Annotated in this window: 16 protein-coding genes; 4 read left to right on the top strand and 12 right to left on the bottom strand. The window is 39.1% G+C overall.

The genetic code is table 11. The annotated features are described in order from the left end of the window. The first annotated feature begins 43 nt into the window (after positions 1 to 43). The 3 genes from PKC55_RS10290 to PKC55_RS10280 are packed head-to-tail and all read left to right on the top strand — an operon-like array spanning position 44 to position 4,723. The gene (locus tag PKC55_RS10290) at positions 44 to 1,192 is read left to right on the top strand and encodes a hypothetical protein (RefSeq protein ID WP_291124672.1); all 1,149 of its coding nucleotides are present in this window, start codon (positions 44 to 46) and stop codon (positions 1,190 to 1,192) included. A gap of 21 nt (positions 1,193 to 1,213) precedes the next feature. Beyond that, positions 1,214 to 2,911: a DUF4116 domain-containing protein gene (locus tag PKC55_RS10285; RefSeq protein ID WP_291124674.1), complete on the top strand. Its 1,698-nt coding sequence runs from the start codon at positions 1,214 to 1,216 to the stop codon at positions 2,909 to 2,911. A 48-nt stretch (positions 2,912 to 2,959) separates the two neighbouring features. Continuing rightward, positions 2,960 to 4,723, top strand: coding sequence for a DUF4116 domain-containing protein (locus tag PKC55_RS10280; protein WP_291124676.1), 1,764 nt, complete (start codon positions 2,960 to 2,962; stop codon positions 4,721 to 4,723). Positions 4,724 to 5,691: 968 nt separating this feature from the next. Here the strand turns inward: PKC55_RS10280 and PKC55_RS10275 are convergent. From PKC55_RS10275 to PKC55_RS10245, 7 genes are all read right to left on the bottom strand, one after another. Further along, positions 5,692 to 7,026 carry a DUF4374 domain-containing protein gene (locus PKC55_RS10275; protein WP_291124678.1) on the bottom strand — a complete coding sequence of 445 codons (1,335 nt, stop codon included), beginning with the start codon at positions 7,024 to 7,026 and terminating at the stop codon, positions 5,692 to 5,694. 42 nt (positions 7,027 to 7,068) lie between these two features. Continuing rightward, the gene (locus PKC55_RS10270; RefSeq protein WP_291124680.1) at positions 7,069 to 9,480 is read right to left on the bottom strand and encodes a TonB-dependent receptor; all 2,412 of its coding nucleotides are present in this window, start codon (positions 9,478 to 9,480) and stop codon (positions 7,069 to 7,071) included. A gap of 226 nt (positions 9,481 to 9,706) precedes the next feature. Beyond that, a complete protein-coding gene (locus PKC55_RS10265; protein WP_324372926.1) occupies positions 9,707 to 9,940 on the bottom strand; it encodes a hypothetical protein in 234 nt (77 codons plus the stop codon). 525 nt (positions 9,941 to 10,465) lie between these two features. Further along, positions 10,466 to 11,626: an alkene reductase gene (locus PKC55_RS10260; RefSeq protein ID WP_291124682.1), complete on the bottom strand. Its 1,161-nt coding sequence runs from the start codon at positions 11,624 to 11,626 to the stop codon at positions 10,466 to 10,468. A 46-nt stretch (positions 11,627 to 11,672) separates the two neighbouring features. Continuing rightward, the gene (locus PKC55_RS10255; RefSeq protein ID WP_291124684.1) at positions 11,673 to 12,290 is read right to left on the bottom strand and encodes a SagB/ThcOx family dehydrogenase; all 618 of its coding nucleotides are present in this window, start codon (positions 12,288 to 12,290) and stop codon (positions 11,673 to 11,675) included. 18 nt (positions 12,291 to 12,308) lie between these two features. Then, entirely contained in the window at positions 12,309 to 13,364 is a 1,056-nt protein-coding gene (locus PKC55_RS10250; RefSeq protein WP_291124686.1) for an SDR family oxidoreductase, read from the bottom strand. A 20-nt stretch (positions 13,365 to 13,384) separates the two neighbouring features. After that, complete coding sequence (locus tag PKC55_RS10245) at positions 13,385 to 14,332, bottom strand: aldo/keto reductase (protein ID WP_291124687.1); 948 nt, start codon at positions 14,330 to 14,332, stop codon at positions 13,385 to 13,387. 93 nt (positions 14,333 to 14,425) lie between these two features. Between PKC55_RS10245 and PKC55_RS10240 the strand changes: the two genes are divergently transcribed. Continuing rightward, a complete protein-coding gene (locus PKC55_RS10240; RefSeq protein WP_291124689.1) occupies positions 14,426 to 15,271 on the top strand; it encodes a helix-turn-helix domain-containing protein in 846 nt (281 codons plus the stop codon). Positions 15,272 to 15,346: 75 nt separating this feature from the next. Here the strand turns inward: PKC55_RS10240 and PKC55_RS10235 are convergent, their stop codons facing one another. The 5 genes from PKC55_RS10235 to PKC55_RS10215 all read right to left on the bottom strand — a co-directional run bounded on the left by PKC55_RS10235 (position 15,347) and on the right by PKC55_RS10215 (position 19,879). After that, positions 15,347 to 16,387 (bottom strand): sulfite exporter TauE/SafE family protein, encoded by a 1,041-nt coding sequence (locus PKC55_RS10235; RefSeq protein ID WP_291124691.1) that lies wholly within the window; start codon positions 16,385 to 16,387, stop codon positions 15,347 to 15,349. Between the two features lie 5 nt (positions 16,388 to 16,392). Then, a complete protein-coding gene (locus PKC55_RS10230) occupies positions 16,393 to 17,307 on the bottom strand; it encodes a phosphatase PAP2 family protein (RefSeq protein ID WP_291124693.1) in 915 nt (304 codons plus the stop codon). A gap of 16 nt (positions 17,308 to 17,323) precedes the next feature. Continuing rightward, positions 17,324 to 18,022: a phosphatase PAP2 family protein gene (locus PKC55_RS10225; protein WP_291124695.1), complete on the bottom strand. Its 699-nt coding sequence runs from the start codon at positions 18,020 to 18,022 to the stop codon at positions 17,324 to 17,326. A gap of 214 nt (positions 18,023 to 18,236) precedes the next feature. Next, positions 18,237 to 19,259: an NAD-dependent epimerase/dehydratase family protein gene (locus PKC55_RS10220; RefSeq protein WP_291124697.1), complete on the bottom strand. Its 1,023-nt coding sequence runs from the start codon at positions 19,257 to 19,259 to the stop codon at positions 18,237 to 18,239. Then, positions 19,256 to 19,879 (bottom strand): lipid-A-disaccharide synthase N-terminal domain-containing protein, encoded by a 624-nt coding sequence (locus PKC55_RS10215; protein WP_291124699.1) that lies wholly within the window; start codon positions 19,877 to 19,879, stop codon positions 19,256 to 19,258. The genes PKC55_RS10220 and PKC55_RS10215 overlap by 4 nt, the downstream gene beginning before the upstream one ends.

Raw genomic sequence — 19,879 nt, 5'->3', positions numbered from 1 at the left:
CGGATGGCTTATGAGCTGTCCGGATAACTTAAATCCTTGTAAAATGGGAAAAAGCATCAATACGAACCAGATTTTTTATATGGTACCGGATTTAGATCCTCCTGAAAGGAAACGCTTACTGGATCGCCTGGAGATTAACAGTAAAGATATTGGAACTTCCAATATCCTGCATAACCGTGAAAATAAACGATGGTGTATTTCCGGAAAAAGGATTATAAATGAGTCTGATATCCCTGAAGGTTACAAAAAGAATCTCGAAATCCCCACATATAAAATGAGTGAAGTAGAGGATGACCGATTCAGGTTGTCCACAGGGCATTATTCCGCTTATTTCTTTACGACAGAAAACAGTATGTCTAAGGCTGCTAAAAAAATACAGGAGTTAGGATTGAATTACAAGCCGGATTACAAAGATTTTGAAACAAAAGGCCACCCTCTTTTTTTAGCCTTTAACAATACCGTATACCCCTGCACGACCGATCAGCATACACAGAATACAATGGATGCGATAGGTCTGGACTGGGATAATTTTCACAATCCTCCCTACCCTATTGATGAGTTGGTTGCCGGACAACGGAAAAACCTTGAAATACTGGAAGAAAGATGCTTGAGCTTTATTCCTTATTCATGCAGGACATTACCGGTCTGCACTATGGCGGCAGAATGTAATCCATTTAACATAAAAGATATACCGGAATATCTCTTAACCCGGAAATTTGTAGGCGATATTATTGAAACGAATCCGCTAAATCTGAAATTTATTCCCGCTGACAGGCTGGATAAGAATTTGTGTATTCAGGCTATTGATAAGAACAGCGCCGCTTTTATAAACCTGCATAAAGAACTAAAGACGTCGGAATTATGCCTAATGGCGGTAAAACAGGATGAATCGCTAAAGAAATATGTCCCGAAATCTATCGTAAATGATCCGAAACTGAATATGTACAGGTTTGGTATGCTGGTCGAAGAACAGATATCATTAAACTTTACGCAGGTCAAGAACTTGTACGAAGGTAAAAGGGTTGAAATCAATTATACGACACCAACGAACCAAATTCCGAGAAAAGTAGAGATTGAATATAATATAAAAAGAGAATCCTTAAATTATTTTGATAGTGCCCGGGATACAAAGAGGCCGGAAAACAAACCGGAAGATACAATTCTGAATAAAAGGAAAGGGCTAAAAATGTAAGTACCATTTATAATTATCACGATGGAAAATAAAGACAATAATCAGGCATACTTCCTGACCTGTAATCCGAAGGAAATCTCCTCTCCTTTTCGTCTGTTTCGCAGATTAGGTATAAACCCGGTTTTCGATGAAAACGAGTATTTCTCCAAACTAAAGCAAGATGGCATCAATGAAATAAAATTATTGGTTCACAATAAGAAAGCCTGGACATGGACAGATGGGGTATCAGGAAATAGACCGGGGAATTTATCGGATATATCCCCGGCTGAAATGCTGAAGATACTGGGATTGCCGACTGCTGGTCAAATACCTTCTTTGCAGTTAAGTGACCTGTTGAAAGAAACGGATAATGATATTTATTGGTTAGAAACGGGCAAGAACCTGCCACGCACTGAAATCGCCGGGCAGTGTTACAGCTTAGGGCTGATCCATGAAGATGAACTGGAAGGGCTGGCAAATTATCCATGGCCGATTGATAGGCTCTTAGTAGTAAATAACAAAATATACGGCTCTGAAAATATAATCGGCACAGAAGTAAAGAAAGAGCTGGGAATACTGTCGGGTCAGGAAATCAGCACAGCCAGATTAGATGATTTGGTCAAGAGGCATGAAGAAGATATACATCTGGTACAAAACGACCATTCAGGAGAACGCAGCTATCCCGAGCTGCCGGAAAAGCGAAAAACAAGGTCTGTCACACTTGCAGCCATTGAAGCGGATTATCAAAATGCGATGGATGTACCCTTAGCTCTTATCGATCAGCAAATTGCGGATGCAATGGCTGCCAGATATGGAAAAACACTGGCTATCATACCGAATGAGTTTATTACGGCAGAGATGTGCCTGAATGCTGTTAATAACGAAGGAATGGCCTTGCAGTATGTCCCTGAGAAATTCTATTCGAATGAGTTATTTGAGAGAGCTATTGAGAATGACGGTTGGGCATTGCAGTTTGTACCGGAGCTGCAAAAGACAAAAGAGATGTGCCAACTTGCATTGGAACAGGTCTTAAATATGGATTACGAAGGCTATTCAATAGCAAAGTATATCCCCTATCCGGATATTTGTCTGAATGCCATTGAGAAATTTGAGACAAAAACAGAGCCTTTGGTATTGTACTCTTTTATTGACGGGAAGGTATATAATGAAAGTCCGGAGATAGCAAGAAAGACTATAGAAGCCGACGGGCTATGCATCGGTTATATCCCTGAAAAAAATCTGAATGAGGAACTGGCTTTGATCGCCGTCTCGAATACAGACAAAGTGATTAAGGTATTGTCTCTGATACCGGATGAACTATGTACCCAAAAATTGTGTGAAAGGGCCGTAACCATCCTTCCCGGTGCAATCCGTTGTCTACCGGAAGATAACTGTACGCCTGAACTATTCCTACTGGCAACAAAACAGGATGCGGGATTAAAAACGGAAGTGCCTGAATACATCCGAAACAATAAGAATATATACAGTGTAAATGAACGGCTGGAGAAAATTACGCCGGGGAAAGAAAAGCTGACTTTCGAGCAGGTAAAAGAAATCTATCTGGGAGGTTCGGTTAAAGTACAGCAGGTAAAAAGCAGCGGACAGATATTGAACGATAAAAACCTGTCTTATGATAAGAATATGGATCGTTTCATAATTACCAATGGACAGAAACAGGAGAATAAAATACCAGCTCCACGCATAGATAATTCCCGTCACAAAAAAGGCAGGGGAATATAACTAGAGACTATTATTCGTGTATTATTCACTATTTACATTATCAAAATCATGGATACAAATATAGCTGACAATAATTATTATTTTCTGGTCTGCGATACCCCCGTAATGGATGCGAGGCATCGGATCGACCAGCTTAATCATATGGGGTTTATTGCCGACAGTAATAAGGAGATTATGGCTAATTATTTTCACCGGTTCAGTAAAAGCAAGGAGCCTGTCATTTTTATCTATCAAAATAAGATCAGAAACCTGGGTGTATTCATGGATCAGAAAGAATTCGACAAACTGGGTATTGAACAATCGTATGAGGCAATACCCCGGCTCAAATTAAGTGATTTAATGAAGCAACAGTTTGATGACCTTGAATTCGTAAGTTACAATTCTTTGGAAAAGTTGCCTGGGTACAGACGGACAACCGGTGTATGTGCCGAAGCAATACGAAACGATCCGTATAATATCCGATACGTACCAGACTATTTGCTTTCTCGTGAACTCATCGAATCTGTAATCAGCCGCGAAGGAAACACCCTGCAATATATACCCCGGGAAAGGTTGAATGCCGGAATATGCCGGATGGCAGTTGAAAACGGCTATATGTCATTGCAACATGTCCCGTTCGAATTTAAGAATGAAGATATATGCCGGAGAGCTGTCAAAGGTGCTTTGTCAGACCTTGAGAATGACAGCTACCGGGTATTGGCGTATATTCCCTATACCTTTATTTGCAATGAAGCAATCCGCCAATTCCATAAAGCGGGTGTCAGCGGGGAGGGTATGGCAAAGGTCATGATCAATAAAGAGGCTATGTCTGAGAGTATGTGTAAACAACTCTTTGCACGGGATTACAAGGCATACAAACATTTACCCCATTTATACAGGACAAAAGAGATGACCGAAAAAGCCATTTCATTAGATGGTTCTCTTTTAGCATATGTTCCGCCTAAACAACTCAATGAAGATCTGTGCCTGTCTGCTATAAAGAATTTATACAGAGCGATGGAGTTTGTTCCTCCCGTTATAAAAACTTCTGATTTCTGCCTGAAAGCTGTCGGAGTCAACGGCAATTGTATAGAATTTATTCCTCCGGCGTACAGGTCCAGACAAATTTGTGAAACTGCAATAGCAAATTCCAATAGTTACGACATTGTCAGAAATCTCCCCTACCCCGATCTCTGTCTACAGGTAATGGAAAGAAGTATTTCGTTAAAGCAGTTCGCAGATTGCGTCCAGCTATTGCCTCCTGGAGTAATTAATAAGGATATAGCTTATAAGATAGCAGAGCACGCCCCGGATTGTTTATCAATGGTTCCGGAAAAGTATATGACAAAAGAATTATGTAACCATAGCCTGAAAAATAATCCGCTGGCACTGGAGTATATTCCGGATCAATTTAAGCCGAAAGCAGTATGTATGGAAGCTGTAAAAAATAACCCCGATTGTTTTAAGTATGTACCGCAAATAAGAATTACACCGGAGATTTGTCTTATAGCAGCTAAAGGAAATCCAGCACTGATAGATACGATTCCTGACCATATAAAAAACAGTAGGAATATTTATACTTTCAACATCCGCTTAGAAACGATACTAATGGATAAGGGTAAACTTACATTCGATCAAATAGAAAGTATGTATCAAGGTAGCCCTATTAAAGTTGATTGTTTAAAAAGCGGGGATAAAATTATTGAAAATCAGTTATTATCTTATAACAGAAAAACAGACAGATTCTCTTTTACACCTGATCTAAAAGTCGATAATAAACAATTTAACCTGTTAGCCCATAAAAGAAACATGAATAAAGGTGTGAAAATGTAACTTTATTTCAGGTAATTCTCTATGGGAAAATACGGTTTTATGTATTTAGTATGTTGATTACTTACAATCAGCTTATGGTATTTCGGTTGACCTTTGACTGCAGCAAATTCTTCATTGAGTTTCTCTTTTTGTATTCTCGCATAAATTTATATCCTCTTAATATTAGGATGTCCTAATGTTCTCGAAGCACTTTCAATAGAGACTATTTTGGTTAACATAAGAGTGGCGCAGGTCTGATGTGTTGTGTGGATAAGACATAGAAATACAAGGGTTAGAAGATGTAAGAGACACAGCAGACAATACATTATAAATAAGATATTTGTGAATATTTTAAGTAACTTGAAATATTCAAATCAAAGCAGATTTACACAGTATTTCAGTTACCAAATCGTTAGCTTGCCAGTTGCCGGATGTGAATAGGTAACTAATAACAGACCGAAGGTTCTCAATATCAATGCTTTTATGTTAATACACAGCATTTTGCATAATTCCTAAATGGACTTCAACAGAAGTCAGTTTTCATAAATATTCAACTAAAAATGATAAACCAACAGCCAATGATGATAGGCTTTGTAGTTTTTCTCGTGGAAAAAAGTGTGGGAAACGACAACAGCGTGCCCTGCACATCGAAAGTCAAACGGCAACAATAGGAAAAAGAGAGTCTAAGCGAAGATAAATAAATTTTGACTCAAGATATGAAAACACTAAAGATATGTAAACCATGCAAAAGGACATGAAAACATTGTAGTCAAGCTAAAACAAGAACTAAATAAAATATATGATTTATCTTCCCCAATAAAAGAATTACTCCGTATTGAAAACCTATGTAAGCATTTAAGACTTTGTCCCAATATTCAATATCAAAAGTGTATCGTTTCTATTAGTATGTAATAAGTTAAAAAATATTAGAGGGTAACTTTAACTTGAAGTGAACCCTCTAATTAATACTTAGACTTAGCTATTGTTTTTTAATAAATTCCAATAAAATATTGATCCGCACCCGCTACAGTTGCAGCGCCTAATTGGCCATTAGCACTTGTCGAATTTACATCAAACATATAAATATGCCCAGCTTGACCAACAGGAGAAAGGGCAATGTAAAACTTACCATTTTTAACTACAGATGTTTGCCATTGTGTTAACCAAAGACCATCAGGAACGTTTAAATCTACAACTGTATTGTTGATTAAATCCATTCTTGCCAATCCCCATGGTGCAGAATAAGACGGTTGACCTTGAGGGTTAACTCCAATCTGAATTTGCGGCAAATGTTTTTTCTCGTAAGGGATATATGCGATTCCGTTTCCTACATAAAAGAAGCCATTACTGGCAGCAGGATTTCCTAATAATTCGTCCAAACTATATTTGTAAGTTGTATCGTATTGTCCATTTTTAATTTTGACAATACTAACTTTAGCGTCAGCGCCATTAGTTCCTCCGGTATTTCCACCATTACTTACCATTTGATAAATTTCTCCTGCTTCATTGACCTGTAGAGTTGGTGTTCTATAACCATTTGTCGAACCACTAGCCAAAGTAGTCTCAATAACTGTTGCATTTGTCAAACTAGGATAGTCAATTACGAATGTCATGGCACGATCGGTTTCTTCACTTTTTGCGGTAGTGGCATTGAATTTACTAACCGCAGCACCATAATACAGTTTACCATTGGACAATACGGGACAATCTATACGTGAAATATAGTAACCGTCAGCACCAAGAGTACCAGGAAGTTGAAGGTCAATATTTGAGCGGTAGCCTGATTTAAGTTGCATTGTTGCGAGATCGAGAAAACCTATAGAAACCGTCATTTTATGCCCGATATAAGAGGTTCCGTCTGTTGCATATTGAGCCGTAGCAGTTATATAATGTACAGAAGCAATTTCATCATTCAGCTTGTAAAGGCGTACTCCGACAGATCCAAGTGGAACCGAAGCATCGATAGTTGCCAATTTAGTATAATTGCTTCCACCTTTATACTCCCATTTATCAATAGTCCCCTGCTGATAAGTAAGGCTGTATATATATTTTCCATCAGTTGATGGGAATATTCTTGATGTACGGCCGGTACTTAAAAGCGCACCTGCGTTTTCAAAGGAAATAGTACCTGTATTTACATCAGCTAAGCCTTGCATATATGTTCCGGAAATTGAGCCGGAACCACTGGCAAAAGCTAACTGAAAGTCGTTTGTATCTACAGGATTTGGGTCTCCGCCATTGTTATCATCATCGGAGCAAGATGTAAATATGCCCATAGCAATAGCACTTATTGCAATAACACTTTTGAATCTAAAAAATCTCATGTTCATTTTTTTATTTAGGTAATTTGTATTATATGTATTATACTATAGTATGTTATAAGTTATCTTTCCAAAGAAAGCTCTACCCGGTTTTTGAAGTCCAAAATTGTCATATATCTGTTTGTTAAAAATATTTTTAACATCGAAACTAATGGCCACTTTTCTTGAAGGAAATGTAAACATTGCACCTATATTGTTTGAAAACTGGGTCGGGATATAGTCTAAGTTTGTCAGCCCGATATTAGACCAATTCCTTAAAAATTTATTTACGTAAGATATATTATAGTTTAGCGAAGCCCTCGAGTTTTTAATAAACAGGTTGTTGTGATAATAGGCGACATTTATATTATATTTGAAGGAAGGCTCATTTCTAATCTGTTTTCGATAGTATAAATATTCAGCACCCTCTTTATTATATTTTGTATTGAAAAGCACATCAAATTTTGATATATTGAAGTTTAGATTCAACTTGTCATTATAATTATAAGTGATTTCTGCATCAATACCTCTCGTTAAAACATCTTCCAGATTTTCATAATATGATGTTCCGCTATTGCCCGGCGATATAGCCTCTCTAATCATACCTTTAGTGTCTCTGTAAAACAATGAAGTATTCAATCTGACCGAATGATTATTAAAAGTATATGCTCCTAAATTGATTCCAATATTCGCATTAAGGCTTTTTTCTGCACTTACATCACTCGGGTTGAGGTTGATAGCTGCATTCCCAAATATTTCTCGCTCAGTCGGAAATCGGATAGCTCTCTCAATCGATCCCATAAGATATAGTTTCGGTGTCAATGCATACGATAGAGCAGCCCCATAGCTATTGTAGTCTTCTTTCTTTATACTTTTGGTCACATCGTATGTGGCAGGATTGGAGGTTACCAGATATGGTTCTTTCAACGTGACTTTTTGATAGTAGTATTTATAGAATATATTCGTTCTTAATTTATCTGAAAAAGAAATATTTTCATAGGTAATAGTCGTTATATTCTTTTGTAGATCGCGCGTATTCTGAAGACGCTGAAGCCCTAATGGAAGAAACTTATCCGATACACCTCTGTCAAAGTTATTGAAAAGGTTGTTTACATAAACCGTATTTGAATGATTGATACGGTAGCCAATATTGGCACGTATAACAAACGTTTTATCTGTATTCTTTTCAGCTGTTTTCTGATTCCCTAATTCAGCTCCGCTTGTGTACATTACAGGAGTACCATCCGGATATAATATTGGTCCTCTCCAATCATACATAATACCGACACTATCTATAACCTGAGTCTTTAGATGGGAGTAACTGGCATCCATCTTCAGTGATAACCCTTGGAGAAAGAAATCTTCTTTACTATAAGTTAAAGTTGCAATTTTTGCATTACGTTTACTATGGCGGTCTCCAAAAACCCGTTGCAAGGTTACTCCATTTTGCATTTCTTTGCGGTCATCAGAGAAAACACCTCCAATTCTGAATCGGTCAGCCCATTTTACATTATCCCAGCCTATATCAACTTTAGCGCCATACGACCGGTATGCATCATGAAAGCGCTTGGCTCTTTGATTACTGGTTACAGTTCCTTGATAATCTCGAAAAGTAATTTCTTCGCCCCATACTTCATAATCATTGTCACTATAGTTGAAAAAGCCTGATGCATCTACGGTAAAACCGTTTTTTGACTGATAACTTCCATTTATATTGTACTGGTGCGTATTGAATGAACCATAAGAATAAGAAGTCGTTAATTGGCTTTTTCTGTTTTGTTTAAGCACAATATTGATTGCTCCACCCAATGCATCATCGGATAAATATCCGGGAACGACCCCTTTATATACCTCTATTCGCTCAATCATTGCGGGCGGAATACTATTTAATGAAAATGATTGTCCGTAATTTGTTGCCGGCACTCCGTCAATAAATATTTTAACCGCATTGCCTGTCATGCCATTAATATTATAATGTATATGCGATCCTAAACCACCATCCTGTCGGATGCGTACTCCTGCCGCACGGTCAAGTAATTCGTTTGTCTGAATAGATTGTAAGGCGACATCCTTTATTTCTATTGCATTGACAGCAAACCCTTTGGTTTCAATCTTGTTTTTCAGGGTCATAGCACTAACTGTTACTTCCCCCAATATATTCTTTTGTTCTACCAAAACAAAAGAATAGTTTGATACAGCTTTATTTACAGTGATTGATGACTCAAGCTTTTCTGCTCCTATTGTTTTAACTTCTAGTAGGTATTCCCCGTATGGGATATCTGTCATTTCGTAACGCCCTCTTTCATCTGAAACAACCTGTTTTTCCAGTGCCTTTATATACACAAAAGCATGAGCTACGGGATTATTGTCTTCAAAAGTTAAAGTACCTAATATTTTTCCTGTTTGGGCAAAACTAATTCCAGAGAAAAGAAATAAGAGAGAAAATAAAATCGTAGGTCTTGCAAATTGATGTTTCACTATAAAAATATTAATAGAGGAGTAAAATCTACTTTCTGTGAGTTACAAAAGTAGACAGACTGTCGTTCTGTAACAATAATCATTTATAGGTATATTCTTACAATTAAATACCTAATGATGGGGAGGGAATGCCGATATATACTAATGCTCTATTTTATTAAATGCAAATAGAATAAAAGACTCTTAGGTTACCCACTCATCTTTCATTTCCAATATAATATCTTAATTATGCAGAGGGTATAAATATCTTTGATGTCTTTTCTTTGGCATGCCCTATTATACGTTCGGCTATACCATCCCTGATGCCCTTTTTCGCGGCTATGGTTTTCAAACTATAGAATGAGACTGTATGGAATTGATTGTCTTGTTGATACACAGATCTTTCACGATCTCCTTTAGGTATCGGGGCTGATTGGTCGAAGGTCTGAGTATAAAAATTAACGAGCCAAAGGGCACACAAGATAAAATGATTCTGATTTTATATGTTTTAAAAAATAAGCAGGTAGAAATATAAATTTTCTACCTGCTTATTTCTATATTAACAATTCACAAATTTACGGCGAATGAAACGTGTGAGTGAAGCAAATTTATTTAATTTTTAACATTCCATTTTTAGTGGACACTGGTGATCATCTCCAATAATAAATAGACCCACTTTTCCCTACTTATTTTTGTTGTTTCCTTATAAAGTGTTTGTTTACCGTTTTTGCGATATCCAGGTTTTGGGTGCTACGTTTTCAGCGATTAATTATCGCCGAGAATACTATATATCTGATTAATTTCATATTCCACCTTGTTTTAATTATATATCTATAATTGACTCAATTCGTCTTTTTATACTTTTTCTTCTTTATTCTCTTGTATGGATTAAATACACGACAAAAAATCATTAAAGTCAGGAGATAGCCAGGAATAGAAATATGTACCCACTTATTTAAAATAATACCCAGACATATGTTTGAAGACTTTCAGTATAAAATACGAATCAATTATCTTTTTTATAAGCAGGGTAATCAGTGTATCCTTCTGCTCCTTTGGCCATAAAGGTTTTCGGGTTTGAATCGGCAAGCGGGTAATTATTTCTGAAACGTTCTACCAGGTCGGGGTTAGACACATACAGATGCCCGAAGGAAACAAGGTCTGCAACACCTTCTTTGATTGCAGCCTCGGCAGTTTCCTTCGTAAATCCTTTGTTTATCATGTAAGTGCCTTTATATAACGGGCGATAATGTTTGGCCACGTTTAACACATGAGCCGCCTGCTCTTCTTCTCCTTTAATTTTGTCGGCTCTGCCCGAAATATGGAGATACGCCAGATTATAATCGTTCAGTTTCTTCACAACGTATTCGTGCAAGGGTTGTGTTTCGTCGTCATCTACAATGCCTGCTTCGTTCAGCGAAGGGGATATGCGAATGGCAACTTTAGATATGTCCACTTTATTTGCTATCGAATCCAATACCTCGAAAAGGAAACGGCTCCGGTTTTCTATCGAGCCACCATATTCGTCCGTCCTCACGTTAGCCGACTTGGCTAAGAACTGGCTGATGAGGTAACCATTGGCAGCGTGTATCTCTATCCCGTCAAAACCTGCGCCAATTGCATTTTTTGCGGCCGCAGCAAATTCTCCGGCAACCTGCCTTATCCGGGCTTTTGTCATCGCTTTTGGAACAACTACCCCTTCTTTGAACGGAATGGCGGAAGGTGCAATGATTTCACTTTCGGGGTCAACATACCTGCGGCCGTTATGCGCGATCTGCATAAAGATCTTTCCTCCTTTTTCGTGCACTTTATCAGCTACATTTTTCCATCCTTCTATTTGTTCAGCCGTATAGATGCCCGGTATATCGGGGAACCCGTACCCATTGGGTGCAATAATGGCCATCTCGGTTATTATCAGCCCGGCCGATGCCCTTTGTGCATAATACTCTGCCATCAAAGCGGTAGGAACATGCCCTTCATTGTCGGCTCGGCAACGTGTCATCGGAGCCATTACCACCCTGCTGTTCAAGTCCAGATTACCTGTTTTGTAGGCATCGAGCAACACATATCCGGAGCTTGCTTCTTTTTCAGCTTCCTGCTTGTTGGCATTTTGTTTGCACGATAAGAAAGCGGATACGAGTAGCGAACAAATGATTAACTTCTTCATAAATATTTATTTGTTTTATATCGAGTTTTAATACTTCGGTTATGTTTTATTTACTTATCTCTCCTACTGCCTGCACCAAAATTATCTCTTGCTTATCGATCAGTTTAAGCGCGGCAGGGAGTTCTTTTCTGTCGAAAGAAGCCCTGACTACCGTACCCAAGCCTTTTGAGGCACAGTACAGATACACATTTTGTGATACAAAGCCTGTGTCTATCAGCATGCCGTCGCGTCCGGCCTTGCTTTTGTCTTTATTGCCGACATATACCAAGTGAACAGGCACATCGTTTACGTATGGTTGCTGCTGTGCAGCCAGAAGGTTTTTAGAGATGCTTGCAGCAACGAATACCAGTTTATTTGCTTCGGCATCGTAGAGGTACACCCCGGTGCTGAGTAAAACATAGACACTCAACTCCTGCGCGTTACTTGCCGAGGGCACGGTGCGTTTGCCGGGACGGTTGAACCCGTATGCCGACCACAACAGGTCGGATAAAGTTTGTTTATCCAAATCTGTGTTTACATAATTATCCTTTTGGGATTTCCGTTCGCTCAACGCTTCTATCAATGGTTTGCCTCCTGTTTTTGCCGGAGCGGGCAATATTATATCCTGTGCTGAAATGTTCATAAGTGTGGTGATCATAAACAACGATAATACTAATTTCTTCATAATTACAGAAAATGATTGTTATGGTATAATTTTTTCTCCTTTCAATTTGCTGAGAGTAAGCAAGATGTCCTCGGTGCTGTCAATTTGCATTTCGTGAAAACCAAAACGACGTGCCTTGTTAACATCCTGAAAAGCATCGGATTCCACATTGAATATGAAATCGCCGAATCCCCACTGCACCAAACGGTCCAGACTATGGGGTTCGAGCTTATATTTCGTTATCATCTTTTCCCACAATTCACGCTTGCCGGGCATATATTCCTGCAACAAGAATGTTTGCGGTTCGGCAACCGGTATGCCGAAGAAATCTCCTATTTTGGGCCATAGCTGCTCCCAACGGAAAACATCGCCGTTGGTGATGTTGAAAATTTCTTCCTTTGCCTTGTCGTTCAGGGCAGCCCATTCCATAGCTTTGGCAAGCACTTCTGCGCTGGTGATGTTTACCAGTACATTGTAGGCTTTCAGGGAGCCGGGAAAACGCATCGGGATATTTTCTTCTTTACACAAAGATGCGTATACGGCTATCAGGTTCAAAAGGTTCATCGGATTGCCTACCGTAAACCCGATTACAATATCGGGGCGGATGGCCGTCCACGACCAGCCCTTGCCTTTGGATAGTTCGCGCAGAAAATCTTCCTGGTCGTAATAAAAATTAGGGGTGATGCTTCTCAGATCCGTTTCTTTGGCAGGCGTTTTGTAAAAGCCCAAATGAGCGCCGTACGCCTTGCCGCCCTGTATGAAAACCACACGCTTCAGGTTGGGTGATGTGATTTCCAATCCTTCAATCAGATTTTTCATCAGCGCAAGGTTTGCACCCGATTGCTCGTATGGTGAATGCTTTTCGGTATAAGCCGCAAAAAAGACATGCGTAACGTTTTTCAGTTTTTCACGTTCACGTCCTACAGCTCCAGCATCATTCAAATCAAGCGATACATAGTCGGCCGTAGTTGTATAGGACAGGGGCGAGCGCGATGTTACAATCACATCCCATACCCCTGTGCTTGTCAGATACTGTGCCAGATTGCGCCCTATAATTCCGTTGCCTCCGGCTATCAATGCTGTATTTTTTATCATAATTGCTTCAATAAATGTTTCTACTTGCTTGCATCGTCCAATACATCCAAATCTTCCATATCCAGCAGCAGCTCAGGTGCCGCAAATAAGGTTGCCAACTGGCTTTGGCTTGTAGCGCTTACAATAGGAGCCGCAACATGAGGCTGCGCCAGCAGCCAGGCCAAAGCTACGGTAGCCGGTTTGCTGTTGTGCTTTGCCGATACATTGTCTAAAGCGGTAAGTATCCCCAACCCTTTTTCGTTCAGGTACTTGCGGGCATCAGCTCCGCGTACACTCTTATTCAGGTCGGCTTCGGAACGGTATTTCCCTGTAAGGAAACCTGCTGCGAGCGACCAATAGGTAAGAACGCTTAATCCGTATTTGTTTACAATAGGGGCATATTCCGTTTCATATTTTGTGCGTTCCGCCAGGTTGTAGTGCGGTTGCAAAGTCTGGTACCGGGGCAATCCCTTTTCCCCGGCCAGTTGCAATGATTCTACCAAACGGTCGGGCGAAACATTCGAAGCCCCGATGTAGCGTACTTTTCCTGCTTTTATGATTTCGTCGTAAGCCGACAGGGTTTCTTCGACAGGAGTAATGCCATCGTCGAAGTGCGTATAATACAGGTCGATATAATCTGTTTGCAATCTTTTCAGCGATTCGTCTACCGATTTCAGAATATGTGCCTTGCTTATGTCTACCTTATGAGTCCTGTTCTCAGAGCCTACTTTTGTAGCCAGCACTATTTTATCCCTGTTTCCATTTTTCTTCAGCCATTTGCCGATAATTGCTTCCGACTCTCCACCTACATTCCCGTCTGCCCACCACGAATAGGTATCGGCAGTGTCGATAAAGTTAAAACCGGCTCCGGCAAAAGCATCCAGTATATCGAACGATTGCTGCTCGTTCAATGTCCACCCGAACACGTTGCCACCAAAATTGATACGTGCTACCTCCAGATCTGTTGTTCCTAATTTAATCTTTTTCATATCTTCTTCTACAAATTATATTGTTTACAAATATTGTGATTAATCCGGTAAATTATTTGTATAAACACCGGATTAATTTGTACATTTGGCGGCATGAGTATCCGGAATTTACATCAACCCTACGAAATAGTTTGCCTGCAAGAGAACGATTGCGAACGTATTATTTCCACCTTTAAGAATACTTTTTTCGAGATGGTTTTCGTGCTCGAAGGGAAAGGTATTCAAAAGATAAATGACCTTTGCTTACCTTATACCGAAAATAAGTTATTCCTTGTTTTCCCTCAGGACATATATGGCTTTAAGATAGAAGAGAGTTCCACTTTCTTTGTTTTGCGTTTCAACCAAAGTTTTCTTAAAACACAAAGCAGCGAGTGGCGGCAACGGCTCGAATATATATTCCACAACCACAACCATATGCCCGGTTGCATATTGAAGAACGTGACGGATAAGCCGCTGGTGCGTTCTATAGCAGAGGCACTTCTTCGCGAACAGGACGGAGACGCACCTCAAAAACAAGAAGTAATCAGGCAATTGGTTAATTCGTTGATTACGATAGCGGCCCGGAATATTTCGCTGATGAATACCGCTTCTGCCGAATCTCATCTATTGAATGATTCTATACGGATACTCGATTATATCCACCTAAACATATTTCAACCCGAGAAGCTAAAGATCTCAGTTATCTCTTCGCACTTCAAAATATCCGTATCCTATTTCGGCGAATATTTTAAGAAACAGGTAGGGCAAAGCCCGCAGGAATACATTGCATCGTATAAAATGAAGCTGATAGAAGAGCGGCTGCAATTCAGCGATAAGCGCCTGACCGAGATCGCCTTCGAATTAGGATTTAACGATATAAGCCACCTAAACCATTTCTTCAAGAAACAAAAGGGTATGAGCCCTACCGAATTTCGAAAAAGCAAGGTAACAAAGATTTAGATTCGGGTATAAGGCATTTTATAATTATGTTATGTTTTGTAAGTAGTAGATTTGAAACTTAGCTTAGATTTTTAATCACTCAAATTCCATTTTATCAATAATATCATTCCGAATACAGTAAAATTCGTATATAGGTTGTTTATCTATTTTGAAAACCTTCTCTAACAAGATATTATCATATATTCTTTGAAGTGAATCGTATTTGATTCTCAACTCATCGGGTAATTCATCGGCCTTGATGGGACGTTCTATTTCTAAACTCCAGTCATTGATTGTATATTCGAGAGAAAAAGTGCTTTCGCTCCAAACCAATTTTCGCTCTTTCGTACCGTCTTCATACTTTACGTAATAATGAAAATGATTCTGATTCGCGATTTTGCTTATTGTTGTAGAAAGCAGAAAAACACCTGAAATAACCATTGCAGCATAACCTATTTTTTTGAATATATTTTCGCTGATATGCGGCAAAATATATTTTACCGAAACAGATGACAATACCGATGCCACAGCAATTGTTAAACCAAGCAGCAGGGCTGCCTGTGTGTATAAGCCTAATATTATGTAGATTATTAGTTTTATGAAATGTAGAAAGATTTCGTTTGCAGCACGCGTAGCTACTATTTGCTCTTTGCTCATTCCATAGCTTAGATAGAACCTGTTAAACAACAATCCCACTGCCCCGGTCAAACCGGAAACAAAACCGGCCAAGAAACCTATTATAGCCAATATATATTTAGGATATTTTTTTCCCTTCAGAGATGTTTTTTTAGACGATCTGAAAAGCTGGGGCAAATTCATTATTAAAAAAACTCCTATAAATAACTGTAAGTATAACGGATTGGCAAATTTGATTATCCATGCTCCCAGTATAACAGCCGGTATGGAAAAAGGGACGAACCACAAAAAAATGTTCCAATTGATGTGTTGCCTGAAAACGGCAATTCTCGATGCCGAACTTGTAAATGTACCTATTGTCAACGAAAATGGGACAACAGACGTTGGCAGCAACAAATTTAGTATCGGTATCAGAATTAAACTTGCCCCACCACCGGCTATTGCGCTAAGCCAAAAGGCGACAATTGTAACAAGAAAAAGAATGCTTATTTTTATTATCATATTTTCTAAAACGTATAGGAAAGCCCTACGCCTGCACCCTTGGCTGTAGCCATAGGTGTAATAACCAGACTCTTATCTTTATCCTTTATTCCTAATATATTGTGCCAGACGGGTAATAGCAGATAACCAACTTCTGCACTTAAAATACCTACACCGGCTCCTGCAACTATATCGCTTGCCCAATGCTTTTTATTTAGCATACGCATAGTTCCTGTAGCTGTTGCAACGGCATATCCGCCTACTCCAATCCAAGGTGAAACATCTTTGTATTCTTTGAATAAAATATGTGCTCCGACAAAAGCCGTAGCCGTACGCCCCGAGGGGAAGGATGCGTTATTTGAGCCATCGGGGCGCTCTACGCCAAAGCTTGTTTTCATCGTTTGAACCGTAACCCCCATAACCAAATAGGACGTAGCCATAATGAGTGTGCGATCTCTGAAATTATGCTTCGCTTTTATCCCGGCAAGATCTAAGCCATATACAGCCACAGCAGGAGCAAATTGGGTATAATCATCATACGGCAAATGTTGTGAAATATGTTCTTTTATTTCATTGTGTGTACTATGGTCAAGATTAAGCAAAGAGTTATTCCCTCTTGCAATAACACCATATGATATCAAGGCCGTAGGAATAATGAACTTAGAATAAGACGAATTAAAAAATGTCTTCTTTTTACTGATCCCCCAATTTAACGTTATATTATCTTCTTTCGATAATGAAAATAGGTTGTTATCCATCGAACGATAATCAGATAAAGCTGAATTTAGAGGCCGATTCTGCTTGTCCTGTATCAAAGAGTCGGTCGGTAACAACCGTTTTGGGAGTTCTGACCTCTTAGTGCGGATTGTATCACCTTCTTGTGCATAAATATTTACAACAGATAAGAATGAAATAACGAATGTTATATATCGCTTAATCATAATGAGGTAAGAATGTTTATGGAAAGATATTGATCCGGGACAACGAAATTAGTTGTTTGCCGAAAACAGAGAATAAAGGGACATAACAAATAATGGTCATAGTCAGAATCTTTGCACGTAGCTTAAAATCAAAACACTGCCCCGTTATTGGTTTTTTCGCTTTTTTCCGGTACAGAAGATACATGCCATACACAAGGCTGCCTATCGAAAATCCGGCGATGGCTCCTGCAACTACATCCGAAACAAAATGTACTCCCAGATAGACGCGCGAATATGCCATAATAAATGCCCAAACGTAAATCATGATTGAATAATACCTGTTCCTGAACAGGAATGCGGTGAGTGATGCAAATCCGAAAGCATTGGCTGCATGCCCTGATATGAAACCATATCTGCCCCCCGCGTATCCGTATAATGTGCGTACATGCTCTTCGATACCGGGGTAATGGGTCGGGCGCAGACGGGCAAAATACGGTTTACAGACAGTTGAGGCAAACTGGTCGCAAAGCACAAACATTATCGCTATCGCTATCAACACGGGCAACCATTCCCTCCATCTCTGCCTGTATACCAATAGGAAAAGGATGAGTATAGCCATCGGAACCCAGATAACCCCACCTGAATATAACCACATGATAGAGTCTGTGAAGCCGGTATGAGATCCGTTTATCAGGAAAAACAGTTCTCTTTCGTAAGGTAGAATCTTTTCGAGCATAATTTTATTTATTAAAATTTACTCAAAGATGGGGGAAGAATTTTGCAGGAATTTTGAATATTGAAATAGGATATTCTGTTTGATCCATTAAGAATCAGTAATTTTATATAATCTTTTGATATTTGATGCCCTCAAATTGATAATAAATACCGCCCTGCTTTATTTTGGTTACAATGTGGTTAAATCGCAATCACTAACTAATAGATCTCTTATCCTATAACTTGTAATATTCTTTGTACCATTGTCCAAACTTATGAACACCCTCTTTTATACTAGTTGTTGTTTTGTAATTTGCGTAAGTTGCTATTTTTGATGTATCGGCATATGTTTTGAATACATCCCCTTTAGGTATCGGCAATAATTCGAGCTTGGCTTTGATTCCTATTTCATTTTCTAATATGTTTATGAAATCCATCAATTTCACAGGTTGTGAGTTGCCTATATTAAATATCTGGTAGAAAGGGATATCTGTTCTACTATCGGGTGCTTTATCTATTAAGGCTTTTATCCCTGACACAATATCGTCGATAAAGGTAAAATCTCGTAACATGTTGCCATAATTATATACTTTGATCGTATTATGCCCGAATATTGATTTGGCAAAAATCATCGGAGCCATGTCCGGCCTCCCCCACGGCCCATATACCGTAAACAGACGTACACCTGTTACAGGGAGTTTAAATAAGTCGCTATACGTATATGCCATCAGTTCATTGCTGCGTTTGGTTGCGGCATAGAAGCTTACAGGATAGTCTACGTTGTCATCTTCGCGGAAAGGAATTTCGTTCCTTATACCATATACCGATGAACTGGATGCATAAACCAGATGCTTTATATGATGGTAGCGACAACATTCCAAAATATTCGTGAAGCCTACAATATTCGATTGCACATAAGTATGGGGATTCTCGATTGAGTAACGCACCCCAGCCTGAGCAGCCAGATTGATCACAATGTCAAATTTCTGTTTATCAAAGAAACCGGACAATAACTTATAGTCAGTGATGTCTATTCTTGTAAAACTGTAGTTGTCATAAACCGAGCTGTTAATCAGCGTATAGTCTAAAATAGATTCACGTTTTATCCCGCTTACACCAAGACGGCTGTATTTAAGATTAATATCATAATAATCGTTGATATTATCTATACCGACAATCTCAATATTTTGTTCTTTCACAAGTTTTTCGATTAGCGAAAAACCGATAAATCCGGCTGCACCTGTAACTAATATTTTCATTCCTTGATTTTCTTTTTTGCCAGCCATAGATTCCGGGCATAAGTAATAAAACCGGCACTCTGGCCTATTATAAGCACCGGATCTTTACGGTATATCCCATATATGATTGTTATCAATGAACCGGCAATACTCAGCAGCCAAAAGTTGGCAGGTAATAACGACTCTCCTCTCGACTTGGAATACCACCACTGATATACAAACCGTAATGTAAATATTGTTTGTCCGACCGACCCGAATATCAATAGCCCGAGAGGGATGTGATCAAACAACCTATCCACACTTTTATCTCCATTTATAAATACATATATAAGCGCCGTTACCGGAATCAATACTATGATTAACCGAATTATGACATGCAAGTTTTTCCAATGATTTTTATTATTCAGATTCCATATATAGATATAATAGGAAAATATCTGTCCCAGAATAATTGCAAAATCTCCGCGTAACCAACCATAGATAGAGAACAGAATGGATGCAAGCAAGCTCAGTTGCCAATAGATAGCAGGCGACACGACTTTTTTTTCTTTTTCGGACATTAGCCACTGAACGAGCATCCGGGCAGAAAACAGTGCCTGAGCGACGAAGCCTATGATAAAATACCAATTGTAGCTCTCCAT

The organism is Dysgonomonas sp. (genome assembly GCF_035323175.1).
GTDB lineage: Bacteria > Bacteroidota > Bacteroidia > Bacteroidales > Dysgonomonadaceae > Dysgonomonas.
Note: the sequence above shows the minus strand (reverse complement) of the source record. Positions and strands in the feature narration are given on the sequence as shown.

Coding starts and splice junctions, on each gene's coding strand:
- PKC55_RS10255 (WP_291124684.1), bottom strand. CDS start 12,290: ATGAAGAAATTAGTATTATCGTTGTTTATGATCACCACACTTATGAAC.
- PKC55_RS10280 (WP_291124676.1), top strand. CDS start 2,960: ATGGATACAAATATAGCTGACAATAATTATTATTTTCTGGTCTGCGAT.
- PKC55_RS10220 (WP_291124697.1), bottom strand. CDS start 19,259: ATGAAAATATTAGTTACAGGTGCAGCCGGATTTATCGGTTTTTCGCTA.
- PKC55_RS10225 (WP_291124695.1), bottom strand. CDS start 18,022: ATGCTCGAAAAGATTCTACCTTACGAAAGAGAACTGTTTTTCCTGATA.
- PKC55_RS10245 (WP_291124687.1), bottom strand. CDS start 14,332: ATGAAAAAGATTAAATTAGGAACAACAGATCTGGAGGTAGCACGTATC.
- PKC55_RS10260 (WP_291124682.1), bottom strand. CDS start 11,626: ATGAAGAAGTTAATCATTTGTTCGCTACTCGTATCCGCTTTCTTATCG.
- PKC55_RS10290 (WP_291124672.1), top strand. CDS start 44: ATGGGAAAAAGCATCAATACGAACCAGATTTTTTATATGGTACCGGAT.
- PKC55_RS10235 (WP_291124691.1), bottom strand. CDS start 16,387: ATGATAATAAAAATAAGCATTCTTTTTCTTGTTACAATTGTCGCCTTT.
- PKC55_RS10230 (WP_291124693.1), bottom strand. CDS start 17,307: ATGATTAAGCGATATATAACATTCGTTATTTCATTCTTATCTGTTGTA.
- PKC55_RS10275 (WP_291124678.1), bottom strand. CDS start 7,026: ATGAGATTTTTTAGATTCAAAAGTGTTATTGCAATAAGTGCTATTGCT.
- PKC55_RS10285 (WP_291124674.1), top strand. CDS start 1,214: ATGGAAAATAAAGACAATAATCAGGCATACTTCCTGACCTGTAATCCG.
- PKC55_RS10250 (WP_291124686.1), bottom strand. CDS start 13,364: ATGATAAAAAATACAGCATTGATAGCCGGAGGCAACGGAATTATAGGG.
- PKC55_RS10215 (WP_291124699.1), bottom strand. CDS start 19,879: ATGGAGAGCTACAATTGGTATTTTATCATAGGCTTCGTCGCTCAGGCA.
- PKC55_RS10240 (WP_291124689.1), top strand. CDS start 14,426: ATGAGTATCCGGAATTTACATCAACCCTACGAAATAGTTTGCCTGCAA.